At 66.4% G+C, this 21,212-nt stretch carries 20 protein-coding genes; 13 read left to right on the top strand and 7 right to left on the bottom strand.

Annotation, left to right across the window (positions count from 1 at the left end):
• Window positions 1–48: 48 nt before the first annotated feature.
• Window positions 49–1,776 (top strand): DUF3556 domain-containing protein, encoded by a 1,728-nt coding sequence (locus EB75_RS26965; protein ID WP_073698290.1) that lies wholly within the window; start codon window positions 49–51, stop codon window positions 1,774–1,776.
• Here the strand turns inward: EB75_RS26965 and EB75_RS26960 are convergent.
• Complete coding sequence (locus EB75_RS26960) at window positions 1,766–2,563, bottom strand: FadR/GntR family transcriptional regulator (protein WP_073698289.1); 798 nt, start codon at window positions 2,561–2,563, stop codon at window positions 1,766–1,768. The two genes, EB75_RS26965 and EB75_RS26960, sit on opposite strands and share 11 nt — an antisense overlap.
• 208 nt (window positions 2,564–2,771) lie before the next feature.
• On the opposite strand from EB75_RS26960, the gene EB75_RS26955 reads away from it, so the two are divergent.
• Genes EB75_RS26955 through EB75_RS26945 form a run of 3 tightly spaced genes read left to right on the top strand, consistent with a single transcriptional unit; the run spans window position 2,772 to window position 5,873 of the window.
• Complete coding sequence (locus EB75_RS26955; protein WP_073698301.1) at window positions 2,772–3,920, top strand: thiolase family protein; 1,149 nt, start codon at window positions 2,772–2,774, stop codon at window positions 3,918–3,920.
• On the top strand, window positions 3,917–4,717 hold the full coding sequence (locus EB75_RS26950; protein WP_073698288.1) for a crotonase/enoyl-CoA hydratase family protein: 801 nt from the start codon (window positions 3,917–3,919) through the stop codon (window positions 4,715–4,717). Before EB75_RS26955 ends, EB75_RS26950 begins: the two co-directional genes overlap by 4 nt.
• Window positions 4,718–4,730: 13 nt before the next feature.
• Window positions 4,731–5,873 (top strand): acyl-CoA dehydrogenase family protein, encoded by a 1,143-nt coding sequence (locus EB75_RS26945; protein ID WP_073698287.1) that lies wholly within the window; start codon window positions 4,731–4,733, stop codon window positions 5,871–5,873.
• Between the two features lie 115 nt (window positions 5,874–5,988).
• Here EB75_RS26945 and EB75_RS26940 read toward each other — a convergent pair whose 3' ends face one another.
• Together EB75_RS26940 and EB75_RS26935 are read right to left on the bottom strand one after the other, a co-directional pair.
• Window positions 5,989–6,750 carry a fasciclin domain-containing protein gene (locus EB75_RS26940; RefSeq protein WP_073698300.1) on the bottom strand — a complete coding sequence of 254 codons (762 nt, stop codon included), beginning with the start codon at window positions 6,748–6,750 and terminating at the stop codon, window positions 5,989–5,991.
• A 132-nt stretch (window positions 6,751–6,882) separates the two neighbouring features.
• A complete protein-coding gene (locus EB75_RS26935) occupies window positions 6,883–8,103 on the bottom strand; it encodes an MFS transporter (RefSeq protein ID WP_073698286.1) in 1,221 nt (406 codons plus the stop codon).
• A gap of 112 nt (window positions 8,104–8,215) precedes the next feature.
• Between EB75_RS26935 and EB75_RS26930 the strand changes: the two genes are divergently transcribed.
• Window positions 8,216–8,731, top strand: a complete 516-nt coding sequence (locus EB75_RS26930; RefSeq protein WP_073698285.1) for a gamma carbonic anhydrase family protein — start codon at window positions 8,216–8,218, stop codon at window positions 8,729–8,731.
• A gap of 265 nt (window positions 8,732–8,996) precedes the next feature.
• On the opposite strand, the gene tet(V) is transcribed toward EB75_RS26930, so the two are convergent.
• On the bottom strand, window positions 8,997–10,280 hold the full coding sequence (tet(V), locus tag EB75_RS26925; protein WP_073698284.1) for a tetracycline efflux MFS transporter Tet(V): 1,284 nt from the start codon (window positions 10,278–10,280) through the stop codon (window positions 8,997–8,999).
• Window positions 10,281–10,496: 216 nt separating this feature from the next.
• A complete protein-coding gene (locus EB75_RS26920; protein WP_073698283.1) occupies window positions 10,497–11,288 on the bottom strand; it encodes an enoyl-CoA hydratase in 792 nt (263 codons plus the stop codon).
• A 121-nt stretch (window positions 11,289–11,409) separates the two neighbouring features.
• Between EB75_RS26920 and EB75_RS26915 the strand changes: the two genes are divergently transcribed.
• Genes EB75_RS26915 through EB75_RS26905 form a run of 3 tightly spaced genes read left to right on the top strand, consistent with a single transcriptional unit; the run spans window position 11,410 to window position 14,321 of the window.
• Window positions 11,410–12,504: a CaiB/BaiF CoA transferase family protein gene (locus EB75_RS26915; RefSeq protein ID WP_073698282.1), complete on the top strand. Its 1,095-nt coding sequence runs from the start codon at window positions 11,410–11,412 to the stop codon at window positions 12,502–12,504.
• A gap of 49 nt (window positions 12,505–12,553) precedes the next feature.
• On the top strand, window positions 12,554–13,306 hold the full coding sequence (locus EB75_RS26910) for a 3-hydroxyacyl-CoA dehydrogenase (RefSeq protein ID WP_073698281.1): 753 nt from the start codon (window positions 12,554–12,556) through the stop codon (window positions 13,304–13,306).
• A gap of 13 nt (window positions 13,307–13,319) precedes the next feature.
• The gene (locus EB75_RS26905) at window positions 13,320–14,321 is read left to right on the top strand and encodes an NAD(P)H-dependent flavin oxidoreductase (protein ID WP_073698280.1); all 1,002 of its coding nucleotides are present in this window, start codon (window positions 13,320–13,322) and stop codon (window positions 14,319–14,321) included.
• A 213-nt stretch (window positions 14,322–14,534) separates the two neighbouring features.
• On the opposite strand, the gene EB75_RS30085 is transcribed toward EB75_RS26905, so the two are convergent.
• On the bottom strand, window positions 14,535–14,657 hold the full coding sequence (locus EB75_RS30085; RefSeq protein ID WP_020099274.1) for a hypothetical protein: 123 nt from the start codon (window positions 14,655–14,657) through the stop codon (window positions 14,535–14,537).
• Window positions 14,658–14,993: 336 nt separating this feature from the next.
• Between EB75_RS30085 and EB75_RS26900 the strand changes: the two genes are divergently transcribed.
• Genes EB75_RS26900 through EB75_RS26890 form a run of 3 tightly spaced genes read left to right on the top strand, consistent with a single transcriptional unit; the run spans window position 14,994 to window position 18,500 of the window.
• Complete coding sequence (locus tag EB75_RS26900) at window positions 14,994–17,207, top strand: MMPL family transporter (protein WP_073698279.1); 2,214 nt, start codon at window positions 14,994–14,996, stop codon at window positions 17,205–17,207.
• The gene (locus tag EB75_RS26895; RefSeq protein WP_073698299.1) at window positions 17,204–17,878 is read left to right on the top strand and encodes a TetR/AcrR family transcriptional regulator; all 675 of its coding nucleotides are present in this window, start codon (window positions 17,204–17,206) and stop codon (window positions 17,876–17,878) included. Before EB75_RS26900 ends, EB75_RS26895 begins: the two co-directional genes overlap by 4 nt.
• Complete coding sequence (locus EB75_RS26890; RefSeq protein WP_073698278.1) at window positions 17,871–18,500, top strand: class I SAM-dependent methyltransferase; 630 nt, start codon at window positions 17,871–17,873, stop codon at window positions 18,498–18,500. The genes EB75_RS26895 and EB75_RS26890 overlap by 8 nt, the downstream gene beginning before the upstream one ends.
• Here the strand turns inward: EB75_RS26890 and EB75_RS26885 are convergent.
• Window positions 18,487–19,215 carry an NAD-dependent deacylase gene (locus tag EB75_RS26885; RefSeq protein WP_073698277.1) on the bottom strand — a complete coding sequence of 243 codons (729 nt, stop codon included), beginning with the start codon at window positions 19,213–19,215 and terminating at the stop codon, window positions 18,487–18,489. The two genes, EB75_RS26890 and EB75_RS26885, sit on opposite strands and share 14 nt — an antisense overlap.
• Window positions 19,216–19,276: 61 nt before the next feature.
• On the opposite strand from EB75_RS26885, the gene EB75_RS26880 reads away from it, so the two are divergent.
• Both EB75_RS26880 and EB75_RS26875 read left to right on the top strand, forming a co-directional pair.
• A complete protein-coding gene (locus EB75_RS26880; RefSeq protein WP_073698276.1) occupies window positions 19,277–19,639 on the top strand; it encodes an Rv1152 family transcriptional regulator in 363 nt (120 codons plus the stop codon).
• Between the two features lie 157 nt (window positions 19,640–19,796).
• The gene (locus EB75_RS26875; protein WP_286150332.1) at window positions 19,797–20,933 is read left to right on the top strand and encodes a tyrosine-type recombinase/integrase; all 1,137 of its coding nucleotides are present in this window, start codon (window positions 19,797–19,799) and stop codon (window positions 20,931–20,933) included.
• Window positions 20,934–21,212: the final 279 nt, after the last annotated feature.

Raw genomic sequence — 21,212 nt, 5'->3', positions numbered from 1 at the left:
GGCGGGATCTGATTCCGTCGGACTAGAACACGTTCTAGTCTGACGGGTATGGGCTTTCTCAAACAGGACACTCCGGTCATCGATTTCGCGGAGTGGAGTAAAGGCACGCGAGCGCAGAAGATCGTCCCGATGGCCCGCCACTGGGCCGAGACGGGCTTCGGCACACCGGTGGCACTGCACCTGTTCTACGTCGTCAAGATCGGCCTGTACATCCTCGGCGGTTGGCTTATCGCATTGTCCACCAAGGGGATCGACGGCTTCACCGACGTCGCGACGTGGTGGACCGAGCCGATCGTCTTCGAGAAGGTCGTGCTGTACACCATGCTGTTCGAGGTGGTCGGGCTCGGCTGTGGGTTCGGCCCACTGAACAACCGCTTCTTCCCGCCGCTGGGCTCGATCCTGTACTGGCTGCGGCCGAAGACCATTCGTCTGCCACCGTGGCCCGGCCGCATCCCGCTGACGCGTGGCGATGCCCGGACGCCCGTTGATGTGCTGCTCTACGGCGCGCTGCTGGTCCTGCTCATTGTCGCCCTGTGCACCGACGGCACCGGCCCGGTTCTGCCCGGTGCGAATGTCGGCGTGCTGCCGATGTGGCAGATCTGGGCCGTCTTGGGAGTGCTGGCGGTGCTCGGCCTCAGGGACAAGGTGATCTTCCTGGCCGCCCGCGGCGAGGTATACGGCTCGTTCACCGTCGCCTTCCTGTTCGCCGGCTACGGCGTCGACCTGATCATCGCCGCCAAGCTGGTGTGCATGGTGATCTGGCTGGGCGCCGCGACGTCGAAGCTCAACCAGCACTTCCCGTTCGTCATCTCCACGATGATGAGCAACAACCCGGTGCTGCGACCGAAGTTCATCAAGCGCGCGTTCTTCGAGCACTTCCCGGACGACCTGCGCCCCGGCCGGCCGTCACGCTTCATGGCGCACTTCAGCACGTTCATCGAGGGCGCGGTGCCGCTGGTGCTGTTCTTCAGCGGCGGTGGCTGGCCGACCTACATCGCCGCCTTCGTCATGCTGTGTTTCCACTTCGGCATCCTGTCGTCGATCCCGATGGGCGTGCCGCTGGAGTGGAACGTCTTCATGATGTTCTGCGTCGTGACGCTGTTCGTCGGGCATGCCGACATCGGCCTGACGGACCTCAGCTCGCCGTGGCCCGTCGTCCTGTTTGCGGTCGTCGCGGGCACCGTCGTCATCGGAAACCTGTTCCCGCGCAAGGTCTCTTTCCTGCCGGGCATGCGGTACTACGCCGGCAACTGGGACACGTCGCTGTGGTGCATCAAACCGTCCGCGTCGGAAAAGATCGAGAAGAACATCGTCGCGATCGCCAGCATGCCCGCTACCCAGATGGAGCGGTACTACGGCAGCCCCGAGAACGCGCAGATGTACCTGTACATGGGCTACGCGTTCCGCGCCTTCAATACCCACGGCCGCGCGCTGTTCACGCTCGCGCACCGTGCCATGGCCGGGCAGAACGAGGACGACTACACCCTGACCGACGGTGAGCGCATCGTCTCGACCGCCATCGGCTGGAACTTCGGCGACGGCCACATGTCGAACGAACAGCTCGTCGCGGCGCTGCAGGAGCGGTGCCACTTCGAGCCGGGCGAGGTGCGGATCGTCATGCTCGATGCCCAGCCCATCCATCAACAGACGCAGCAGTACCGCCTGGTCGACGCCGCCACCGGCGAGTTCGAGCGCGGCTACGTCAAGGTGCGCGACATGGTGACCCGCCAGCCGTGGGCCGACGATGTCCCCGTGTACGGCGTGACTAGCGCATGACGTCGCGGACCTTGAGGTCCTCCATGCCGGCGAACAGCAGACTGTTCGCGACGTCGAGGTGCTTGCGCCAGTGCGCTTCGGCGGCCGCGGCGTTGCCCGAGCGCATGAGCGTCATGAGTCGGCGGTAGGACTTCATCAGAATGTCGTAGTCCGACCTGGACATCGGGCGGTTCTCGCGCATCGCGAACGCGATGTGGCGGACGGTGATCTCGTGCAGCATGCCGGCGACGATGGCCAGCGTCGCGTTGCCCGACAGCTCGACCATGCGCTGGTGGAAGTCGCCGGTGGTCTCGGCCATGCGGCCCGTCTCGAGCCCGGACGGAACGTACTCGGCCAGCATGGTGTCGAGTTCGTCGAAAGCAGCGGTGTTGCCCTGCTCGGTCAGTAGCCGCACGACGGTCGGTTCGATCCCGGCGCGCGCGGTGGTCACGTCGGCGATCGTCGCGCCGGACAGCTCCAGCAGTAGACCCGCTGGGCGCGCGACGATCTCGGGTCCGGGGACGCGGACACGGGCACCGGTGCGCGACCCGCGGCGTACCTCGACCAGGCGCTCGGATTCCAGGACCCGAACGGCTTCGCGCAGGGTCGGGCGGCTGACCCCGAAGTGGGCCATCAGCTCGGCCTCGTTGGGCAGGAAGTCGCCTTCCTTGAGCTGACCGTCGACGACCATCCGGCGCAGGGTGCCGGCCACCAGTTCCGCGGTTTTGGGGGAGCGGATGGGGCCGCTGGCCGAGGATGGCACAGTACGTGGGTCGATCATCGGCGACAACGGCGGAGTCTGCGCCATCTGGGCCCTCCTTGAACCGTTTGTGCTGGCCTCGTGTTAGGCAACTCAGTAAACCATGTGAGACGGCATGACCCCGTCATTCCCGAAAATGGCGGCTATCTACCAACTAGTAGGTTGACCTAGTAAACCTTCTGTTCTATGTTCGCAAATGTGGACGCCTTTACGGGTGTCAATGCCGGATCGATATTCAACGTTGAAGGAGAAGTCCGTGGCCGAAGCAGTCATCGTCGAGGCGGTCCGCTCGCCCATCGGGAAGCGCAACGGCGCCCTGTCGGGTGTGCACCCGGCAGAACTCTCGGCTCAGGTGCTGGGCGCCCTGGTGCAGCGCGCCGGCGTCGACCCGGCACTCGTTGACGACGTGATCTGGGGCTGCGTCATGCAGGCCGGCGAGCAGGCGCTCGACATCGCCCGCACCGCGGTCCTGACCGCCGGCTGGCCCGAGACCGTCCCCGGCGTGACCGTCGACCGCCAGTGCGGCTCCAGCCAGCAGTCGGTGCACTTCGCCGCCGCCGGCGTGGTCGCCGGCCACTACGACGTCGTCGTCGCCGGTGGTGTCGAATCGATGTCGCGTACCCCCATGGGTTCGTCGCTCGCCAATGGTGGCCACCCCTACCCGGAGGCGTTCCGCGCCCGTTACGACGGTCAGTCGCCCAACCAGGGCACCGGCGCCGAGATGATGGCCGAGAAGTGGGGCCTGTCCCGCACGCAGCTCGACGAGTTCTCGCTGCGCTCGCACGAAAAGGCCGCTGCCGCACAGGATGCCGGGGCCTTCAAGGACCAGATCGTCGCCATCAAGGACCAGGACGGCAATATCGTCACCGAAGACGGCGGCATCCGCCGCAGCGGCACGGTCGAATCCATGGCCGCCATCAAGCCGGCCTTCAAGGAAGACGGCGTCATCCACGCCGGCAACTCCTCGCAGATTTCCGACGGCTCGGCCGCGCTGCTGATCATGTCAGCCGAGAAGGCAAAAGAGTTGGGGCTCAAGCCTCTTGCTCGCCTGCACACCGGTGTGCTGGCCGGTGCCGACCCGGTGATGATGCTGAGCGCCCCCATTCCCGCGACTCAGAAGGCGCTGGCCAAGTCCGGCCTGAGCGTGGGCGACATCGGCGTGTTCGAGGTCAACGAGGCCTTCGCGCCCGTTCCGATGGCCTGGCTCAAGGACATCGGCGCCGACGAGAACCGGCTGAACCCGAACGGCGGCGCCATCGCCCTCGGCCACCCGCTCGGCGGTTCCGGTGCCCGCATCATGACCACCCTGCTGCACCACATGCGGGACAACAACATTCAGTACGGCTTCCAGACCATGTGCGAGGGCGGCGGCCAGGCCAACGCGACCATCCTGGAGCTGTTGTGACCTCGGTGTCCGCCGAACCCGGCGCCCTCTCCGAGCGGCGCGGCAACGTCCTGCTGATCACCATCAACCGGCCCGATGCCCGCAACGCCGTGAACCAGGCCGTCAGCATCGGTGTCGGCGACGCACTGCAGGCCGCGCAGGACGACCCGGAGATCCGGGCCGTCGTGATCACCGGCTCCGGCGACAAATCATTCTGTGCCGGTGCGGATCTCAAGGCGCTCTCGCGCGGCGAGAACCTCTTCCACCCCGATCACACCGACTGGGGCTTCGCCGGCTACGTCAGCCACTTCATCGACAAGCCCACCATCGCGGCCGTCAACGGCACCGCCCTGGGCGGCGGCTCGGAACTGGCGTTGGCGAGTGACCTGGTGGTGGCCGAGGAAAGCGCGAAATTCGGTCTTCCGGAAGTGAAACGGGGCCTGATCGCCGGTGCCGGCGGCGTGTTCCGGATCGTCGAGCAGCTGCCGCGCAAGGTCGCGCTGGAACTGCTGTTCACCGGTGAGCCCATGACATCCGCGGATGCGCTGCGCTGGGGCCTGATCAATCAGGTGGTCCCCGACGGCACTGTCGTCGACGCGGCACTGGCTCTGGCGGAACGGATCACGTCCAACGCGCCGCTGGCCGTGCAGGCCGGCAAGCGGGTGGCGTACGGCGCCGACGACGGCGTGGTGACCGACGAGAAGGACGGCTGGAAGCGCACCAACCGCGAGTTCGTCACCCTGCTGCAGTCCGAGGACGCGAAAGAAGGCCCGCTGGCGTTCGCGCAGAAACGTCAGCCTGTATGGAAAGCCAAGTGACGGAGAAGAAATCGTGAAGCGGACAGTATTCGAAGCGGAGCATGAGGCGCTCCGGGAATCCACCCGGCAGTACATGGAGCGTGAGCTCGTCCCCAACGCCGAGAAGTGGGAAGAGCAGCGCATGGTCGACCGGTCGGCGTTCGTTGCCGCCGGCAAGTACGGCCTGATCGGGTTCAACATGCCCGAGGAGTTCGGCGGTGGCGGGTCCGACGACTTCCGCTTCAATGCCGTCATCGACGAGGAACTGGCCCGCTACGGCGGCCCGGCACCGTCGCTGAGTCTCCAGAACGACGTCGTCGCACCGTATTTCAAGCACCTTGCGAACGACGAGCAGAAGGCACGGTGGATGCCGGGCATCGCCAGCGGCGAGCTGATCCTCGCCGTCGCGATGACCGAGCCCGGCGCCGGCAGTGACCTGGCGGGCATCCGTACCTCGGCGGTGCGCGACGGCGACGACTGGATCATCAACGGCTCCAAGACCTTCATCTCGTCGGGCATCAACTGCGACCTCGTCGTGGTGGTGTGTCGCACCAATCCCGAAGCCGGGCACAAGGGCTTCACGCTGCTGGTCGTCGAGCGCGGGATGGAAGGCTTCGAGCGGGGCCGCAAGCTCGACAAGATGGGTCTGCATGCGCAGGACACCTCGGAGCTGCACTTCGAGAACGTGCGGGTGCCGCAGGCGAACTTGCTCGGCCAGGAAGGCCGCGGCTTCTACCACCTGATGCAGAACCTGCCGTCCGAGCGGCTCGGCATCGCGATCTCGGCGATCGCGGGCGCGCGCGAATCCTGGCGCCAGACACTGCAATACGCCAAGGATCGCAAGGCGTTCGGGCAGCCGATCGGCAGCTTCCAGCACAACCGGTTCCTGCTGGCCGAGATGGACACCGAGCTCGACGTGTGTGAGCGGTACATCGACCGGTGCCTGGAGGGCGTGCTCGACGGCGACCTGTCGGCCGTCGAGGCGGCCAAGGCCAAGTGGTTCTGTACCGAGACCGCCAAGAAGGTCATCGACGGCTGCGTGCAGTTGCACGGCGGCTACGGCTACATGATGGAGTACCGCGTCGCCCGCGATTACTGCGACAGCCGAATCCAGACCATCTTCGGTGGCACCACCGAGATCATGAAGGACATCATCGGCCGCGACCTCGGTCTCTAGTCGGCTCGGCCGACGCGGCCTGGAGTCGGCTCGGCCGACGCGGCCTGTAAGACCCAGAAAGCCAATCGGCGCCCCTGCACAACGTGGTGCAGGGGCGCCGATTTCGTTTGTCTGGCTAGCGCGCAGCCGTCGTCGTGGCCGGAGCCGAAGACGAGGTGGCCGAGGTGGCCGGAGCCGACTCGGTGGTCGTCGGTGCCGCAGAGGTCGACGTGGTGGTGGCGGTGGCCGACGTGGAGGTCTCACTGCCCGCGGCGGTGACCGGGGCCGGGGCGTCCGCCACGTCCAGCACGGCGTCGATGACGTAGATGCGGGCGTTGCTCGCCTCGATGGCGCCACAGACCAGCTTGGCGGTGTCGTTGACCTTGATGTCGCCGCCGTCGCCGGTCACCTTGATCTGGGTGCCCTGCTGCGTCGGACGCTGGCCCTTGACGGTGTCATTGCCCAGCACACCGAGGAACACGTGGTAGTAGTCCAGGTTGGTCAGCGCGGCCGGGTCGGACTTCAGCGCCGCCAGCTTGGCCGGGTCCAGTGCCTCGAACGCGGCGTTGGTGGGCGCGAACACCACGTACGGTCCGTTGTCCAGCACGCTCGTGACGTTCACGGCGGGGTTCAGGCCGCCGGAGATCGCCGAGTTGAAGGTGCTGATCGACGGAATGCTGGCCAGCGCGGCGCTGACCGGCTTGTTGACCAGCGTGCCCAGATCGGGCATACCGACCTTGACCTGGTCGCAGCCGGGGCCCTTCGGGTCCTGCGTCTTGTTGGTCGGCGGCGGCAGCGGTGGCGGGTCTGCGTAGGCCGACACGGCCAGTGGCAGCGACGCGGTCAGCGCGGCGACGGCCGCGGTTACGCCCAGAAATCTGCTGGTGCGAGTCTTCATGGTTCGGCTCCTCAGCTTGTTCATGACGCGCACAGACCGACCGGGGGATGCCCATCCGGGGCGTGGCGCCCGTCGAATGGTACTGGCTGGCGCTGTGAAACAGCAAAATCAGCTACCGGCGGTCCGGTTCGGTCAGGCGGTTCTGACCTGCACTTTTCGTACGCTGAAACACAGCAATGCGGCTACCGCACACAGCCCTGCGGCCAGTTGAAAGGCCAGGTCATAGTTACCTTGCAGGTCGCGGAGCCAGCCTGCGGCGGCCGCTGCGATGGCGGCGCCCACTTGATGTGCGGCAAACACCCAGCCGAACACCACGGGGGCCCGATCGCCGAAGTAGTCGCGACACAGCGCGATCGTGGGCGGCACGGTGGCAACCCAGTCCAGGCCGTAGAACACGATGAACACCCAGGTGCCCGGATCCGCGTGCGGGGAAAGCAGCGAAGGCAGCAACATGAGGGAAATCCCGCGCCCGACGTAGTAGACGGTCAGCAGCAGCCGCGGGTCGACCCGGTCGGTGAGCCAGCCCGAACAGACCGTGCCCGCCACATCCAGGACGCCGATGGTGGCCAGCAGACTCGCAGCGACCGTCGTCGGCATGCCATGGTCACCGGCGGCCGGGATGAAGTGGGTGCCGATCAGGCCGTTGGTGGTCATACCGCAGATCGCGAAGCTGCCGGCCAGCAGCCAGAACACCGGTACCCGAGCCCCGATGACGAGCCCGTCCAGCGCGGACCGGAAGCCGTTCGCCGGCGCCGCCGTCGGCGCAGGAGGGTGGTGGCGCATGACGACGAGGACGGGCGCGATGACCACGAACGCGGCCGCGGCGACGATGACGCAGGCCCAGCGCCAGCCATGGCGGGTGGCGACCTCGGCGACCAGGGGCAGGAAGATCAGTTGCCCGGTCGCGCTGGCCGCCGTCAGGACGCCGGTCACCAGGCCGCGGCGTTCGTCGAACCAGCGGGTGGCGACGGTGGCCACGAAGCCCATCGAGATGCACCCGGTGCCGACGCCGACCAATACGCCCCAGCACGCCACCAGCTGCCAGCCGGTGGTCATCCACACCGACAGTGCCGACCCGGCGGTGATCAAGCCCAGCGCGACCGTCAGCACCGGCCGGACCCCGAACCGGTCCATCAGCGCGGCCGCGAACGGGGCCGTGACCCCGAACAGCGTCATGTTGACCGACATCGCCAGGCCCACCGTGGCGTGCGACCAGCCGAACTCATGGTGCAGCGGGGTCATCAGGACGCCGGGCACGGCCCGGAATCCGGCGGCGGCCAGGATGGCCAGGAAGCTGACCGCGGCCACCGACCAGGCCGCGCGCGTCGGCGCTGTCGTAGAGGTGAGCGTCACCGCATCACTGTGGCAGGTGGGGCCCGCAGGCGGGCAGTGGCAGAACCGACACGACCCGCACAGATTGCGCCACGCGCTCGGCCGGGATCTCGCGCGACCTAAACTCTGCCGCATGTCAGGACCGTTGATTCTTCCCATCCAGGGGCACGCCCCGCAGTTGCACGACGAGTCGTGGGTCGCGCCGACCGCATCGGTGCTCGGCCAGGTGATGCTCGCCGCGCGGGCCAGCATCTGGTACGGCACGACGCTGCGTGCCGAGTTCGAGCCCATCGAGATCGGCGAAGGTTCCAACATCCAGGACGGCTGCACCGTGCACGTCGACCCGGGCTTCCCGGTGAAGGTCGGTGCCGGCGTCAGTGTCGGGCACAATGCCGTCCTGCACGGCTGCACCGTCGAGGACGGCGCCCTGGTCGGGATGGGGGCCATCGTGCTCAACGGCGCGGTGATCGGCGCCGGTTCACTGGTCGCGGCCGGAACCGTTGTGCCGCAGGGGTTCGTGGTGCCGCCGGGAACCATGATCGCCGGGGTGCCGGGCAAGATCCGCCGCGAGCTGACCGAAGACGAGATCAACCACAACCGCATCAACGGCCAGGTTTACGAGCACTTGCTCACGCTGCACCGCGGCTAGTTCGCGTTGACTCTGTAATGAGGGTGCGAAACACCGAGTAGGCGTGACCCTGAGTTCAGGGTGAACAGGATGACGGGCGAGAAGTACCCGGTTTCAATCACAAGCCATTGGTAGCCATGTTGTTTGAAGCCAGGTACCGTCGCGCGCCGCGAGACGTCCCTGAGTGCAATCGGCACCGGCAGTTGGTCACCGCGATTGCACTCAGGGATTTATCGACGTGCTGGTTGAGCCCAAGGGCCACCCCGCGGACCCTTCGGCTCAGCAATCACAAGGGGTGGGCCAGCTCGTCGGCCCGCATCTTCGCCACGACCCACGCGAAAGCCGTCAGCACGGCCGGGACGACGCCCGACACCACGAAAATCCATTGCATCGGAACGATTTTCGACAGCGGGCCGACGATCGCGTAGGACACCGGCAGGAACACCAGCGAGACGAAGAAGTCGAGGCTCGAGACCCGGCCCAGCATCTCGGTGGGTACCCGCAGTTGCAGCAGCGTTCCCCAGATCACCATGCTGGCGCCCTCGCCGATACCGACGAGGAACGTCGCGGCCAGCATCAGCGGGAAGGACCAGGTGCTGCCGACCACGACCAGGGGCAGCGCGCCCAGACCCCAGATCGCCATCATCGCGGTCAGATAGCGCCGTGGCATGCGGGCGTACGAAACCGCCAGTGCGCCAACGGCACTGCCGATGCCGAACCCGGCCATGATGAACCCGTAGGCCCGGGGCCCATTTTCGAAGCGATGCTCGGCGATGAACGGCACCAGCACCTCGATGGGTCCCAGCACGACCAGCACGTACACGCTGGCGACCAACAGGGTCCAGAGCAGCCACGGGGTGCGGGTCATGAACCTGAATCCGTCACGCAGATCGTGCAGTACGTGCTTGTGTTCGACCGGTCCCTCGTCAGTCGAGACGGCGCTGGGCCGAGTGGCGATCAGCAGTACCAGTCCCACGCCGAACAACACCGCGACGGTGGTCGCGCCGACACTCGGGAACGTCAGTCCGACGAGAACGCCGGCGGCAGCCGGGCCGATCGCCTGCTGCAGCACCGGACGTACGACGCCCTCAATACCGTTGGCCGCCAACAGTTGCTCGGCCGGCAGGATTCGGGGCAGCAGTGCGCTGTAGGCCGGGAAGAAGAAGGCGACGGCGATGCCGAGGCACGCCGCGGCGACCGCCATGTGCCAAAGACGCAGCGTCCCAGTCGAACTGAGCACAGCGATGGTCGACACCACGACGAGGTTGACCGTCTCGACGGTGATGATGATGTTTCGTCGATTCAGCCGGTCGGCCGCGATGCCACCGACCAACACGAAGCACACCAGGCCGGTACCCAGACAGGTCGCCACCAGGGACAGCGCGGCGGGATCGTTGTCCAGCGCGATGACCTGCAGCGCGGCCACGACCGTCCACATGCCCTCGGCGAAGATGGACAGCGAGACGGCCGCGATGAGCAGGCGGTACTCGCGGAAACGTAAGGGCGCGACCACCCGCCAGCGGTCAGTGGTCCGCGGTTCTGGCGTTTCGACGTCGAACTGGGAACTCACCAGTCCATCGTCCCGCGCCCGTCAAGCGAATTAGGCCGTACGTCGGTACCAGCCACTGCCGCGAATGTGCAACCAGATCACCGGATCCGCGAAATCGACGCCCTGGTTGCACACTCGCGAACCCGCCTAAATGCATGACTCTGCGACTGTGCAACCAGAGCGCGTCAACCGCGGATCTGGTGATCTGTGCGCACGCTCGTGGTGTGGACCCGTTCGCTACACGTCGGAGTAGACCGGCAGCCGCCGCTGCTGGAAGGACGCAACACCTTCGCGGAAGTCGGCGGCATTCAAAAGCTGGATCTGCCCGGCGGTTTCGCGGGCGAACGTGTTGTTCAGCTCGGTCAGGGTGGCGTCGTTGACGGCCTGCTTGGTCTTGCGCAGGGCCACCGCCGGGCCGGACTTGAGCGCCTTGAGTACGCGATCCACCTCGGCGTCGAGCTCGTCGGCCGCGTGCACCGAACTGACCAGTCCGGCGGCGTAGGCCTCGGCGGCCGGAAGCTTTTCGGCCAGCAGCGCCATCCGCATGGCACGGGCGCGGCCGATCGACGCGGCGACCAGAGCCGAGGCACCGCCGTCGGGCATCAGGCCGATCTTGGTGAAAGCCAACAGGAACGACGACTTCTCGGACGCCAGGACGATGTCGCACCCGAGAGCGAGGGACACCCCGACACCGGCGGCGACGCCGTGCACCACCGCGACCGCGGGCTTGGGCAGGTTCACCAGCGCCGCGACGGCGCGGTTTGCCGCATTCAACACCGCGGCGGCGTCGAACTTCTTGGCTTCCTGGTCCTCGGGGCTCAGGCCGGCCCCGGAACAGAAGCCCCGACCCGCGCCGCCCAACCGGAGGACCTTGACCGCGGGATCCGTCGCGGCCTGCAGCGCCGCATCGCCGAGGAGTTCGAGCATTTCCAGCGACAGCGAGTTCAACGTCTCCGGCCGGTTGAGCGTCACGGACAACACGCCGTCGTCCAGTGAGACCGTCAGATCGTCGGATCCGGTGTAAGTCATTCAATACCCCAGTTTCATGGGCGGGCCAGATGCCTGCACTAGACAGACTTCGTTATACAAGTAAGCTATGTCGCGGTCAATAGAACTGGGCTCGAACCGATCGACCAAGAGGTGCATTTAGATGGCTGGACCACTGCAGGGATTGCGCGTTGTCGAGTTGGCCGGCATCGGCCCGGGGCCGCACGCGGCGATGATTCTCGGCGACCTGGGCGCCGACGTGGTGCGCGTGGAACGCCCGAGCAAGTCCGGCAAGCCCAGTGGCGACTCCATGCTGCGCAACCGCCGGTCCGTCACCGCCGACCTGAAGAGCGACGAAGGCCGCGAGCTGGTCCTGAGCCTGATCGCGAAGGCCGACGTCCTCATCGAAGGCTTCCGGCCGGGCGTCACCGAGCGACTGGGCCTGGGTCCGGAGGACTGTGCCAAGCTCAACGAGCGCCTGATCTACGGCCGCATGACCGGGTGGGGCCAGACCGGCCCGCGCGCCCTGCAAGCCGGCCACGACATCAACTACATCTCCCTCAACGGCCTCCTGCACGCCGTCGGCCGCAAGGGCGAGCGCCCGGTGCCGCCGCTGAACCTGGCCGGCGACTTCGGTGGCGGCTCGATGTTCCTGCTGGTCGGCATCCTTTCTGCGCTGTTCGAGCGACAGACCTCCGGCAAGGGCCAGGTGGTCGACGCCGCGATGGTCGACGGCTCCAGCGTGCTGATGCAGATGATGTGGGGCTTCCGTCGCCAGGGCATGTGGAGCGACGAGCGCGGCACCAACATGCTCGACACCGGCGCGCCGTACTACGACACCTATGAGACCTCCGACGGTAAGTACATGGCCGTCGGGTCCATCGAGCCGCAGTTCTACGCCGAGCTGCTGGTCAAGCTGGAACTGGACCCGGCCGCGCTGCCCGGCCAGAACGATGTCGCCCGCTGGCCCGAGCTGCGCGAGATCTTCACCAATGCCTTCAAGGCGCAGACCCGGGATCACTGGACCAAGGTGTTCACCGGCTCGGACGCGTGCGTCAGCCCCGTCTTGAGCTTCGCCGAGGTCGAGACCGAGCCGCACATCACCGAGCGCGACACCTTCTTCCGGTTCTCGCCCGAGGACGGCGACAACCTCGAGCCGATGCCGGCGCCGCGGTTCTCCCGCAGCGTGCCGAGCATCCCGACGCCACCTCGCGTGCCCGGTGCCGACACCGAGTCGGTCCTGCGCGACTGGGCCTGAGGTACCGGCGGGCGCCACAGATTTCCGTAACAAGAAGGGAATTGCATCAATGCAGATCAAAGATTCCGTAGCCGTCGTGACGGGTGGAGCGTCGGGCCTGGGCCTGGCGACCACCAAGCGCCTGCTCGATGCCGGTGGCAGCGTCGTCGTCATCGACCTCAAGGGTGAGGACGTCGTCGCCGAGCTGGGGCCGCGCGCCAAGTTCGTCGCCGCCGACGTCACCGACGAGGCCGGCGTCAGCGCGGCGCTGGATGCGGCCGAGGAGATGGGCCCGCTCCGGATCAACGTCAACTGTGCGGGCATCGGCAACGCCATCAAGACGGTCGGCAAGGACGGTGCCTTCCCGTTGGCGGGCTTCCGCAAGGTGGTCGAGGTCAACCTGATCGGCACGTTCAACGTCATCCGCCTGTCGGCCGAGCGGATGGTCAAGACCGACCCGGTCGGCGAGGAGCGTGGCGTCATCATCAACACCGCGTCGGTCGCCGCGTTCGACGGCCAGATCGGCCAGGCCGCGTACTCGGCGTCCAAGGGCGGCGTCGTCGGCATGACCCTGCCGATCGCCCGGGACCTGTCGCGTGAGCTGATTCGCGTCTGCACCATCGCCCCGGGCCTGTTCAAGACCCCGCTGCTGGGCTCGCTGCCGGAGGAGGCGCAGAAGTCGCTCGGTCAGCAGGTGCCGCACCCCGCCCGCCTCGGTGACCCCGACGAGTACGGCGCTCTGGCGCAGCACATCATCGAGAACCCGATGCTCAACGGCGAGGTCATCCGCCTCGACGGTGCGATCCGCATGGCCCCGCGGTAAGTAAGGAGAAGCGATGAGCATCAAGACGAAGTTCACCGAGGCCTTCGGTGTCGAGCACCCGATCGCCCAGGGCGGTATGCAGTGGGTCGGTCGCGCGGAACTGGTTGCCGCCGTTGCCAATGCGGGCGGCCTGGGCTTCATCACCGCGCTGACGCAGCCGACGCCGGCGGACCTGGCCAATGAGATCGCCAAGACCCGCGACCTGACGGACAAGCCGTTCGGGGTGAACCTGACGATCCTGCCGTCGATCAACCCGCCGCCGTACGACGAGTACCGCCAGGTGATCGTCGACGCCGGCATCAAGATCGTCGAGACCGCAGGTTCCAACCCCGGGCCGCACCTGCCGATGTTCCATGACGCGGGCATCAAGGTCCTGCACAAGTGCACCTCGGTGCGCCACGCCGTCAAGGCCCAGAGCCTCGGTGTCGACGGCATCAGCATCGACGGCTTCGAGTGCGCCGGTCACCCCGGTGAGGACGACGTGCCGGGCCTGGTGCTGATCCCGGCCGCGGCCAAGGAGATCGAGATTCCGATGATCGCCTCGGGCGGTTTCGGTGACGCCCGCGGCCTGGTCGCCGCACTCGCCCTCGGCGCCGACGGCATCAACATGGGCACGCGGTTCATGTGCACTGTCGAGTCGTGCATCCACCAGAACGTCAAGGAAGCCATCGTGGCGACCGACGAGCGGGGCACCGAGCTGATCTTCCGCAGCCTGAAGAACACTGCACGCGTGGCGTCCAACGCCGTCTCGCGTGAGGTCGTGGAAATCCTCAAGGGCGGCGGCCAGTTCGAGGACATCAAGGATCTGGTGGCCGGCGTGCGGGGCCGCAAGGTGTTCGAGAACGGCGACCTGGACGCCGGCATCTGGACCGCGGGCACCGTCATGGGCCTGATCCATGACATCCCGACGTGCGACGAGCTCATCAGCCGCATCGTCGGGGAAGCCGAGGAGATCATCACGGGCCGGCTGGCCCGGATGGTCGGCGCGGGCGAAGCCGAGCTGGCGGGCGTCTGAGTCGAATACAGCTGAGGGTCGTGGCTCCAGGGGAGTCACGACCCTCACTGCATTTCTGGATAGCCGGCCCCAGACACACAAAAAGCCACCGACCGTAACGGTCGGTGGCTTTGACGCTGGTGATCACGCCAGCGAGTCCCTGCGTGCGCGCGGTTTCAGCGCACGGGCGTCGCGCCTTCGCGCGGCGTCAGACTCGCGGGTGTACCCGCGGAATCAGACAGCCTCGGCGAGGTCGGGGAACTGCTCGGACGTGTCACCCTCGATCAGGACGTCCCCGTGGTACAGGGCATCGAAATCTACTTTGATGACATCTGCGTTGGTGTCGTCGATCCACATGTCTATGAGGCTATGGGTCGCTATTAAGAAATCTTTGAGTCACGATTCGGAAAACGCTGGCAATTCTTACCGCTGGGTAGGTTGGCCGACCAGAGCCCCCAAGTGACCCGCGGGTAGCTCACATTCCGCAAGGCCACAGGTGATCTTGATGTGCTGCGCGAGCCTTGGTTCGCGGCTTAGTTCACTGGCCAGTAGCAAACATGGCGGTCGTCACGCCGGTAACGCCTGTTCGGCCGCGTGAACCGGACGTCAATAAATCTCGTGATCAGTGTTAGCGACCGTTGACACGGGTGAGTTATCGGCGATAACTTATCGGTGTTAGCAGAAGGGGAGTCAATGCTGAACCGCATCGCGCTGCTGGCCATGGCCGCGCCGAAGAGAATTCTGGCGCTGGCAGGGCTGGTGCTGATCGCCGCGGCCGTCTTCGGCGTCCCCGTGGTCAAAACCCTGCCCGCGGGCGGTTTCCAAGACCCCAAGTCCGAGTCGTCACAAGCCAGTCGGCTCCTCGCCACCAAGTTCCATCAGGGCGACATGCCCATGCTGGTTACCGTCACGGCGTCCGACGGCGTGCGCGGGCCGGCGGCCTCCGCGACTGCTCGCGACATCGTCGACCACCTGAAGGCCTCACCCCACGTCGCTTATGTGTCCTCGGCCTGGACCGTGCCGCCGGCAGCGGCCGGAGAACTGATCAGCAAGGACGGCAAGTCCGGGCTGATCGTGGCGGGCATGAACGGCGGGGAGAACAACGCACAGAAGTACGCCCAGGAACTCGCGGACCAGGTGGTGCACGACCGGCCCGGCGTCACCGTCAAAGCCGGCGGCGGGGCGATCATCTACTCCCAGATCAACACCCAGACCGAACATGACCTGCTGCTGATGGAATCCATCGCGATACCGCTGAGCTTCCTGGTGCTGGTGTGGGTGTTCGGGGGACTGATCGCCGCCGCGCTGCCGATCCTGGTCGGCGGGCTGGCCATGACCGGCACTCTCGCAGTGCTGCGGACCATCACCTTCTTCACCGATGTGTCGGTCTTCGCGCTGAACGTGGCCACCGCGCTCGGGCTGGCCCTCGCCATCGACTACACGCTGCTGATCATCAGCCGCTACCGCGACGAGGTCGCCGAAGGACAGCCCCGGGACCGGGCGCTGATTCGCACCATGGTCACCGCGGGGCGCACGGTCCTGTTCTCGGCGACGACGGTCGGGCTGTCGATGGCCGCGATGCTGATGTTCCCGATGTACTTCCTCACCTCCATCGCCTACGCCGGCATCGCGACGGTCGCGTTCGCCGCCGCGGCCGCGGTGATCGTCACTCCCGCGGCCATCTGGCTGCTCGGCGAGCGGCTCGACGCTCTCAGCCTCGAGCACTTGTTCCGGCGCGATACGGCGCCCAAGCCGGTGCACGAGATGTTCTGGTACCGCGCCGCGAAGGCGGTAATGCGCCGGTCGGTCTCGGCCGGGCTGGCCGTTGTCGTGCTGCTGTTGGTGCTGGGTGCGCCCTTCCTCGGCGCGAAGTGGGGATTCCCTGACGAGCGGGTGCTGCCGACCTCGGCGTCCGCGCACCAGGTGGGGGACCAGCTGCGCGACGACTTCGCCAACAACTCGGCCACCGACATCACCGCCGTCATCCCCGACGCCGCCGGTCTGACCCCGGCAGCCTTCGACGCGTACGCCGCGGACCTGTCGCGCGTCGCTGCCGTCACCGAGGTCTCGGCGCCGACGGGAACGTTCGTCGGCGGCCGGAAAGTGGCACCTGCCGGCCCCGGCACCGCGATCGTCGACGGCAGCGCCTTCCTGACCATCGGCAGCAGCGCGCCGCTGTTCTCGGATGCCTCGCAGGCGCAACTCGACGCGGTGCATGCGGTTCGCGGCCCGGACGGGCGGCTTGTGCAGTTGGCGGGCATCGCGCAGATCAGTCATGACAGCGTGCAGGCGGTCACCGACCGGCTGCCGTGGGTGCTGGCCGTCATCGCCGTCATCACGCTCGGGCTGCTGTTCCTGCTCACCGGCAGCGTGGTGCTTCCGGTGAAAGCCGTTGTGCTCAACGTTCTTTCGCTCACCGCGGCGTTCGGTGCGTTGGTGTGGATTTTCCAGGACGGCCATCTGGGCGCGCTCGGCACCACGGCGACCGGGACGCTGGCGTCGAACATGCCGGTGCTGCTGTTCTGCATCGCGTTCGGCCTGTCGATGGACTACGAGGTGTTCCTGGTCGCCCGTATCCGCGAGTTCTGGCTCGTGGAACACGACAACGACGAGAGCGTCGCCTTGGGACTGGCCCACACCGGACGGGTCATCACCGCCGCGGCGCTGGTGATGTCGATTTCATTCGGCGCGCTGATCGCGGCCGAGGTTTCGTTCATGCGGATGTTCGGGCTCGGGCTGACCATCGCCGTCCTGGTCGACGCCACCCTGGTGCGGACGGTGCTGGTGCCGGCCTTCATGCACCTGATGGGGCGCTGGAACTGGTGGGCGCCGGCGCCGCTGGCTCGGCTGCACAAGCGCATCGGCATCAGCGAGTCGGCGCCCGTGCCGTCGGCGTGCGGCGCATGACGTCGGTGCGGCGGCGTCGTTCCCCGCGCGGGTCCGGCGAGCAGCTGCGTGACGAAATCCTCGATGCGGCAACAGAATTGCTGTTGGAGTCAGGCAGTGCCAAGGACGTGTCCATCCGCTCGGTCTCGCAGCGGGTCGGCATCACCCCGCCGTCGATCTACCTGCATTTCGCCGACAAGGACGCGCTGTTGGACGCGGTGTGCGGCCGGTACTTCGAGCGCCTGGACGACGTCATGCAGCAGGTGGCCGCCGAGCAACCGACCACTCTGGACAGGTTGCGGGCACAGGGGCTGGCGTATGTGCGGTTCGCCCGGCAGAACCCCGAGCTCTACCGCATCGCCATGATGTCCGAGGGGCATCCGGGCAGCGACGTGGATCAGGCGCTGAACACCGCGGCGTTCGTGCACATGCGGGATTCGGTGCAGGCGCTGATGGACGAGGGCGGTTATCCCCGCGACGATGTGACGGCGACGGCGTTGGGGCTGTGGACGGTCGCGCACGGTCTGGCCGCCATGTTCATCGCGCGGCCCTACCTGCCGTTCGGTGATCTGGAGGAGTTCGCGGACCGGGTGCTCAGCGCCGCCTGCCTCGGTGGCATGGTGAGAGGACGGGGCGGGCTGGATGCGATATCCGGCTGGTCGAGCGACGGAAAGGTTCTGAACGATGACTGACACGACGGTGGACAACCCGTTCTTCGCGCGGATGTGGATCGCGATGTCGTCACGCGAGCGCAAGTTCATGACCACGTTGCGCCAGGAGAATCTCGCCGGGCTGACTGGGCGGGTGCTGGAAATCGGCGCCGGCACCGGAACGAATTTCGCCTTCTACCCGGACACCGTGACCGAGGTGGTGGCGGTCGAGCCCGAGGTCCGGCTGGCACCGCTCGCCCGAGAGGCGGCGCTCACCGCGCCGGTGCCGGTGACGGTGCGCACCGAGACCGTCGAGAACTTCGACAGCGACGACCTGTTCGACGCGGTGGTGTGCTCGTTGGTGCTCTGCTCGGTCGATCAACCGGAAAGTGTTCTGCGGCAGATGTACTCGCGGCTCAAGCCGGGCGGCGAGTTGCGCTACTTCGAGCACGTTGCCAGCGGTGGGGTGCGTGGCCGCGTGCAGCGCTTCCTGGATTCGACGTTCTGGCCGAAGGTTTCGGGCAACTGTCACGCGCACCGGGAAACCGAGCAGAGCATCGTCAGCGCGGGATTCCAGGTCGCCGATGCCCGCCGGGTGATGATGCTGCCGGGCTGGGTGCCGCTGTCGGAGGCGGCGTTGGGTCGGGCCGTCAGGCCTGCTTGATGGTCGACAGCAGTTCGGGGAGCCGCTGCAGGAGGGTCGGCAGTGCCGTTGCCGCGGTCTCCCGCAGGGACACCGTGGCCTGGTCGGAGAACGGCGTCGGCTTCGGGTTCACCTCGATCACCGGAATGCCCTGCTGCACAGCGGCTTCCGGCAACGACGCCGCGGGGTAGACCACCGACGACGTACCGACGGTGATGACCAGGTCTGCCGTGCTGACCGCCGCGACGGAGTTGTTCCAGGCGTCGGAGGGCAGGTTCTCGCCGAACCACACCACGTTCGGCCGGATCAGGCCGCCGCAGTAGCATTCTGGCGGCTCGACGGTGATGGCCGGCTCGGGCATGGCTGGCAGCGTGCCCTCGAATCCGGCTTGGCAACTGTCGCAATGGAATTGGAACAGGCTGCCGTGCAGGTGGTGGACCCGGGTGCTGCCGGCCCGCTCGTGCAGGTTGTCGATGTTCTGGGTGACGACGTCGACCTCGGTGTAGTCCTGCCACGCCGCGACCGCGCGGTGCCCGTCGTTGGGGGAGACGTTGCCCATCATGTGATGGCGCCACAGGTACCAGGCGAACACCCGCTCGGGGTGGCGGCGCCAGGCGTCCGAACTGGAGATCTCATAGGGGTCGGTGTTGGCCCACAGGCCGGTTTCGGCGTCCCGGAAGGTCGGCACGCCACTGTCGGCGGACATCCCCGCACCGCTGAACACCGTCACCCGCATTGGACCACGTTATCGGGTCTTGGGTGATCTGGGCCACCTCGTCATCGGTCATACTCGGCGGGTGAGCGATTTCGGTGAGTGGGTCCGCCTCGATCCGCACGCGGGGCCGTTGTTCGACCAACTCCGGCTGCAGATCATCGAGGCCATTCGTGACGGGCGTCTGCCTGCCGGGACCCGGCTGCCCACCGTACGCGACCTGGCCGGCACGCTGGGGATGGCGGCCAACACCGTCGCCCGGGCCTACCGCGAGCTCGAGACCGCAGGGGTCCTCGAAACCCGGGGTCGATCAGGCACTTTCGTGGCCGCTGCTGACCCGGCTGCTGCCGCCATGGTGGATGCTGCGAATGCCTTTGCCGACACCGCCCGGGCGCTGGGTGTGCTGAAAGCCGACGCACTGCGCTATCTGGACGCGGCGTTCGAGTAGGGCCGGGGGTTCGGCCTGTGCCTCCGTGGTTGTCCGGGGTGGGCTTGTTATCTCTAGTGGCGCCCAGAGATCTCTGACCAGGGCGTTTGTTTCGGCGCGCCTCCGAACGACCGGCCTCATCCTTCGTTATGTTCTGCTTTATCTCTAGCCGTTCCAGATGGCTCCGGGAGAAGAGTTGGACGTCTCGAATGTGCGGTCGGTCGCGGTTGTGATGCCTGACGGCCGGCGGACCGTGACGGTCGTTGGTCATGACGGACTTCCAGTTCAGGATGCCGAGACATTCCTACGATATCTGCGGGCGATGGACAGTTCGCAGAACACGATTGCGTCATACGCTCGCCATCTCGCGCTGTTCTTCAGATGGCTGGACAGTCGCGGAGTCGGTTGGCATCAGCTCGATTTCGACGGCCTCTGCATGTTCACGCAAGACTTGGCAGACGGAACGGTGCGGGCTCTCAAACGGGTCGGTGAATATCGCCCGCAGACACCTCGTGGACGCGCGACATGCGAAGCAGTTCTTGCTGCGGTGTATTCGTTCCTGACCTACTGGCGGCTCGAAGGTCGCGGCTGCGAAGAACTGCGTCTCTACCGCGGCGGAGGTTCCGGCAAGCGTGCATCCTACGGATTCCTTGCGCATGTCAGCACTCAGCTGCCACAACGCGATCGGCGTTTGAAAGTCCGTGGCCCCAAGGCCAAACCGCCTCAAATCGTCAACTTCGAGTCGGACTTCCAATCCCTAGTCCAGGCCGCGAACACTGCGCGCGATCGCCTTCTGATCAGCGCATTGTTCGATGGCGGGCTGCGAATCGGCCAGTCTTTGGGCATGCTCCACGAGGACCTCGATATAGGTCGCAAGCGAGTGCGAATCATTCGCAGAACCGACAACGCTAACGGTGCATTGTCCAAGCAGCGCAAAGACTTTGACGTTGATATGCCCAAACGGTTCTTCGATTATTACGCCGAGGCACTGGTGGACGAACAACTCGCACTAGGAATCGACAGCGACTACGTGTTCGTCAACCTTCAACTTCAGAACAGAGGTCGGCCAATGCGCTACGCGAACGCCGTCCAGGTCATCGGCGCCATAGGCGAACGAGCAGGTGTGCCGCTGACACCCCACATGCTTCGGCATACGCACGGTACCGCGCTCGCCAAGGAAGGATGGTCAGCCCCTCAAATTGCGAAGCGGCTGGGGCAGTCGTCCGCGATGAGTGCTGACAAGTACATCCATCTCGCTGACGATGACATTTCGGATAAGTACTGGCACAGCCGAATCGCGACAGTCGAGTCATGAGCGCCGCGGAGCCTGCAGAGCTGGAACCGATCGCCAACGTCGGATTCCGAGTACCGGATGGCCCCTGGAATGCGGATGTGTGGCTGATCGAGCGGGGCCCCGAGTATCCTGTATCTGGCGAAATCACCTGCGCTGTCGCAACATGCGAACGCGATGCGGGCCACGTTGACGGCGAAGAGGTTCGGGAATCCGACATTCTGTGCGCTGGGCACCGCAGACGATTCACACAAGCTAGGAGCTTGGGTCGGTAAGCCGTTGGTGGGGTGAGGTCGTCGAAGG

It is taken from the genome of Mycobacterium sp. ST-F2 (assembly GCF_001905655.1).
Lineage (GTDB): Bacteria > Actinomycetota > Actinomycetes > Mycobacteriales > Mycobacteriaceae > Mycobacterium.
Note: the sequence above shows the minus strand (reverse complement) of the source record. Positions and strands in the feature narration are given on the sequence as shown.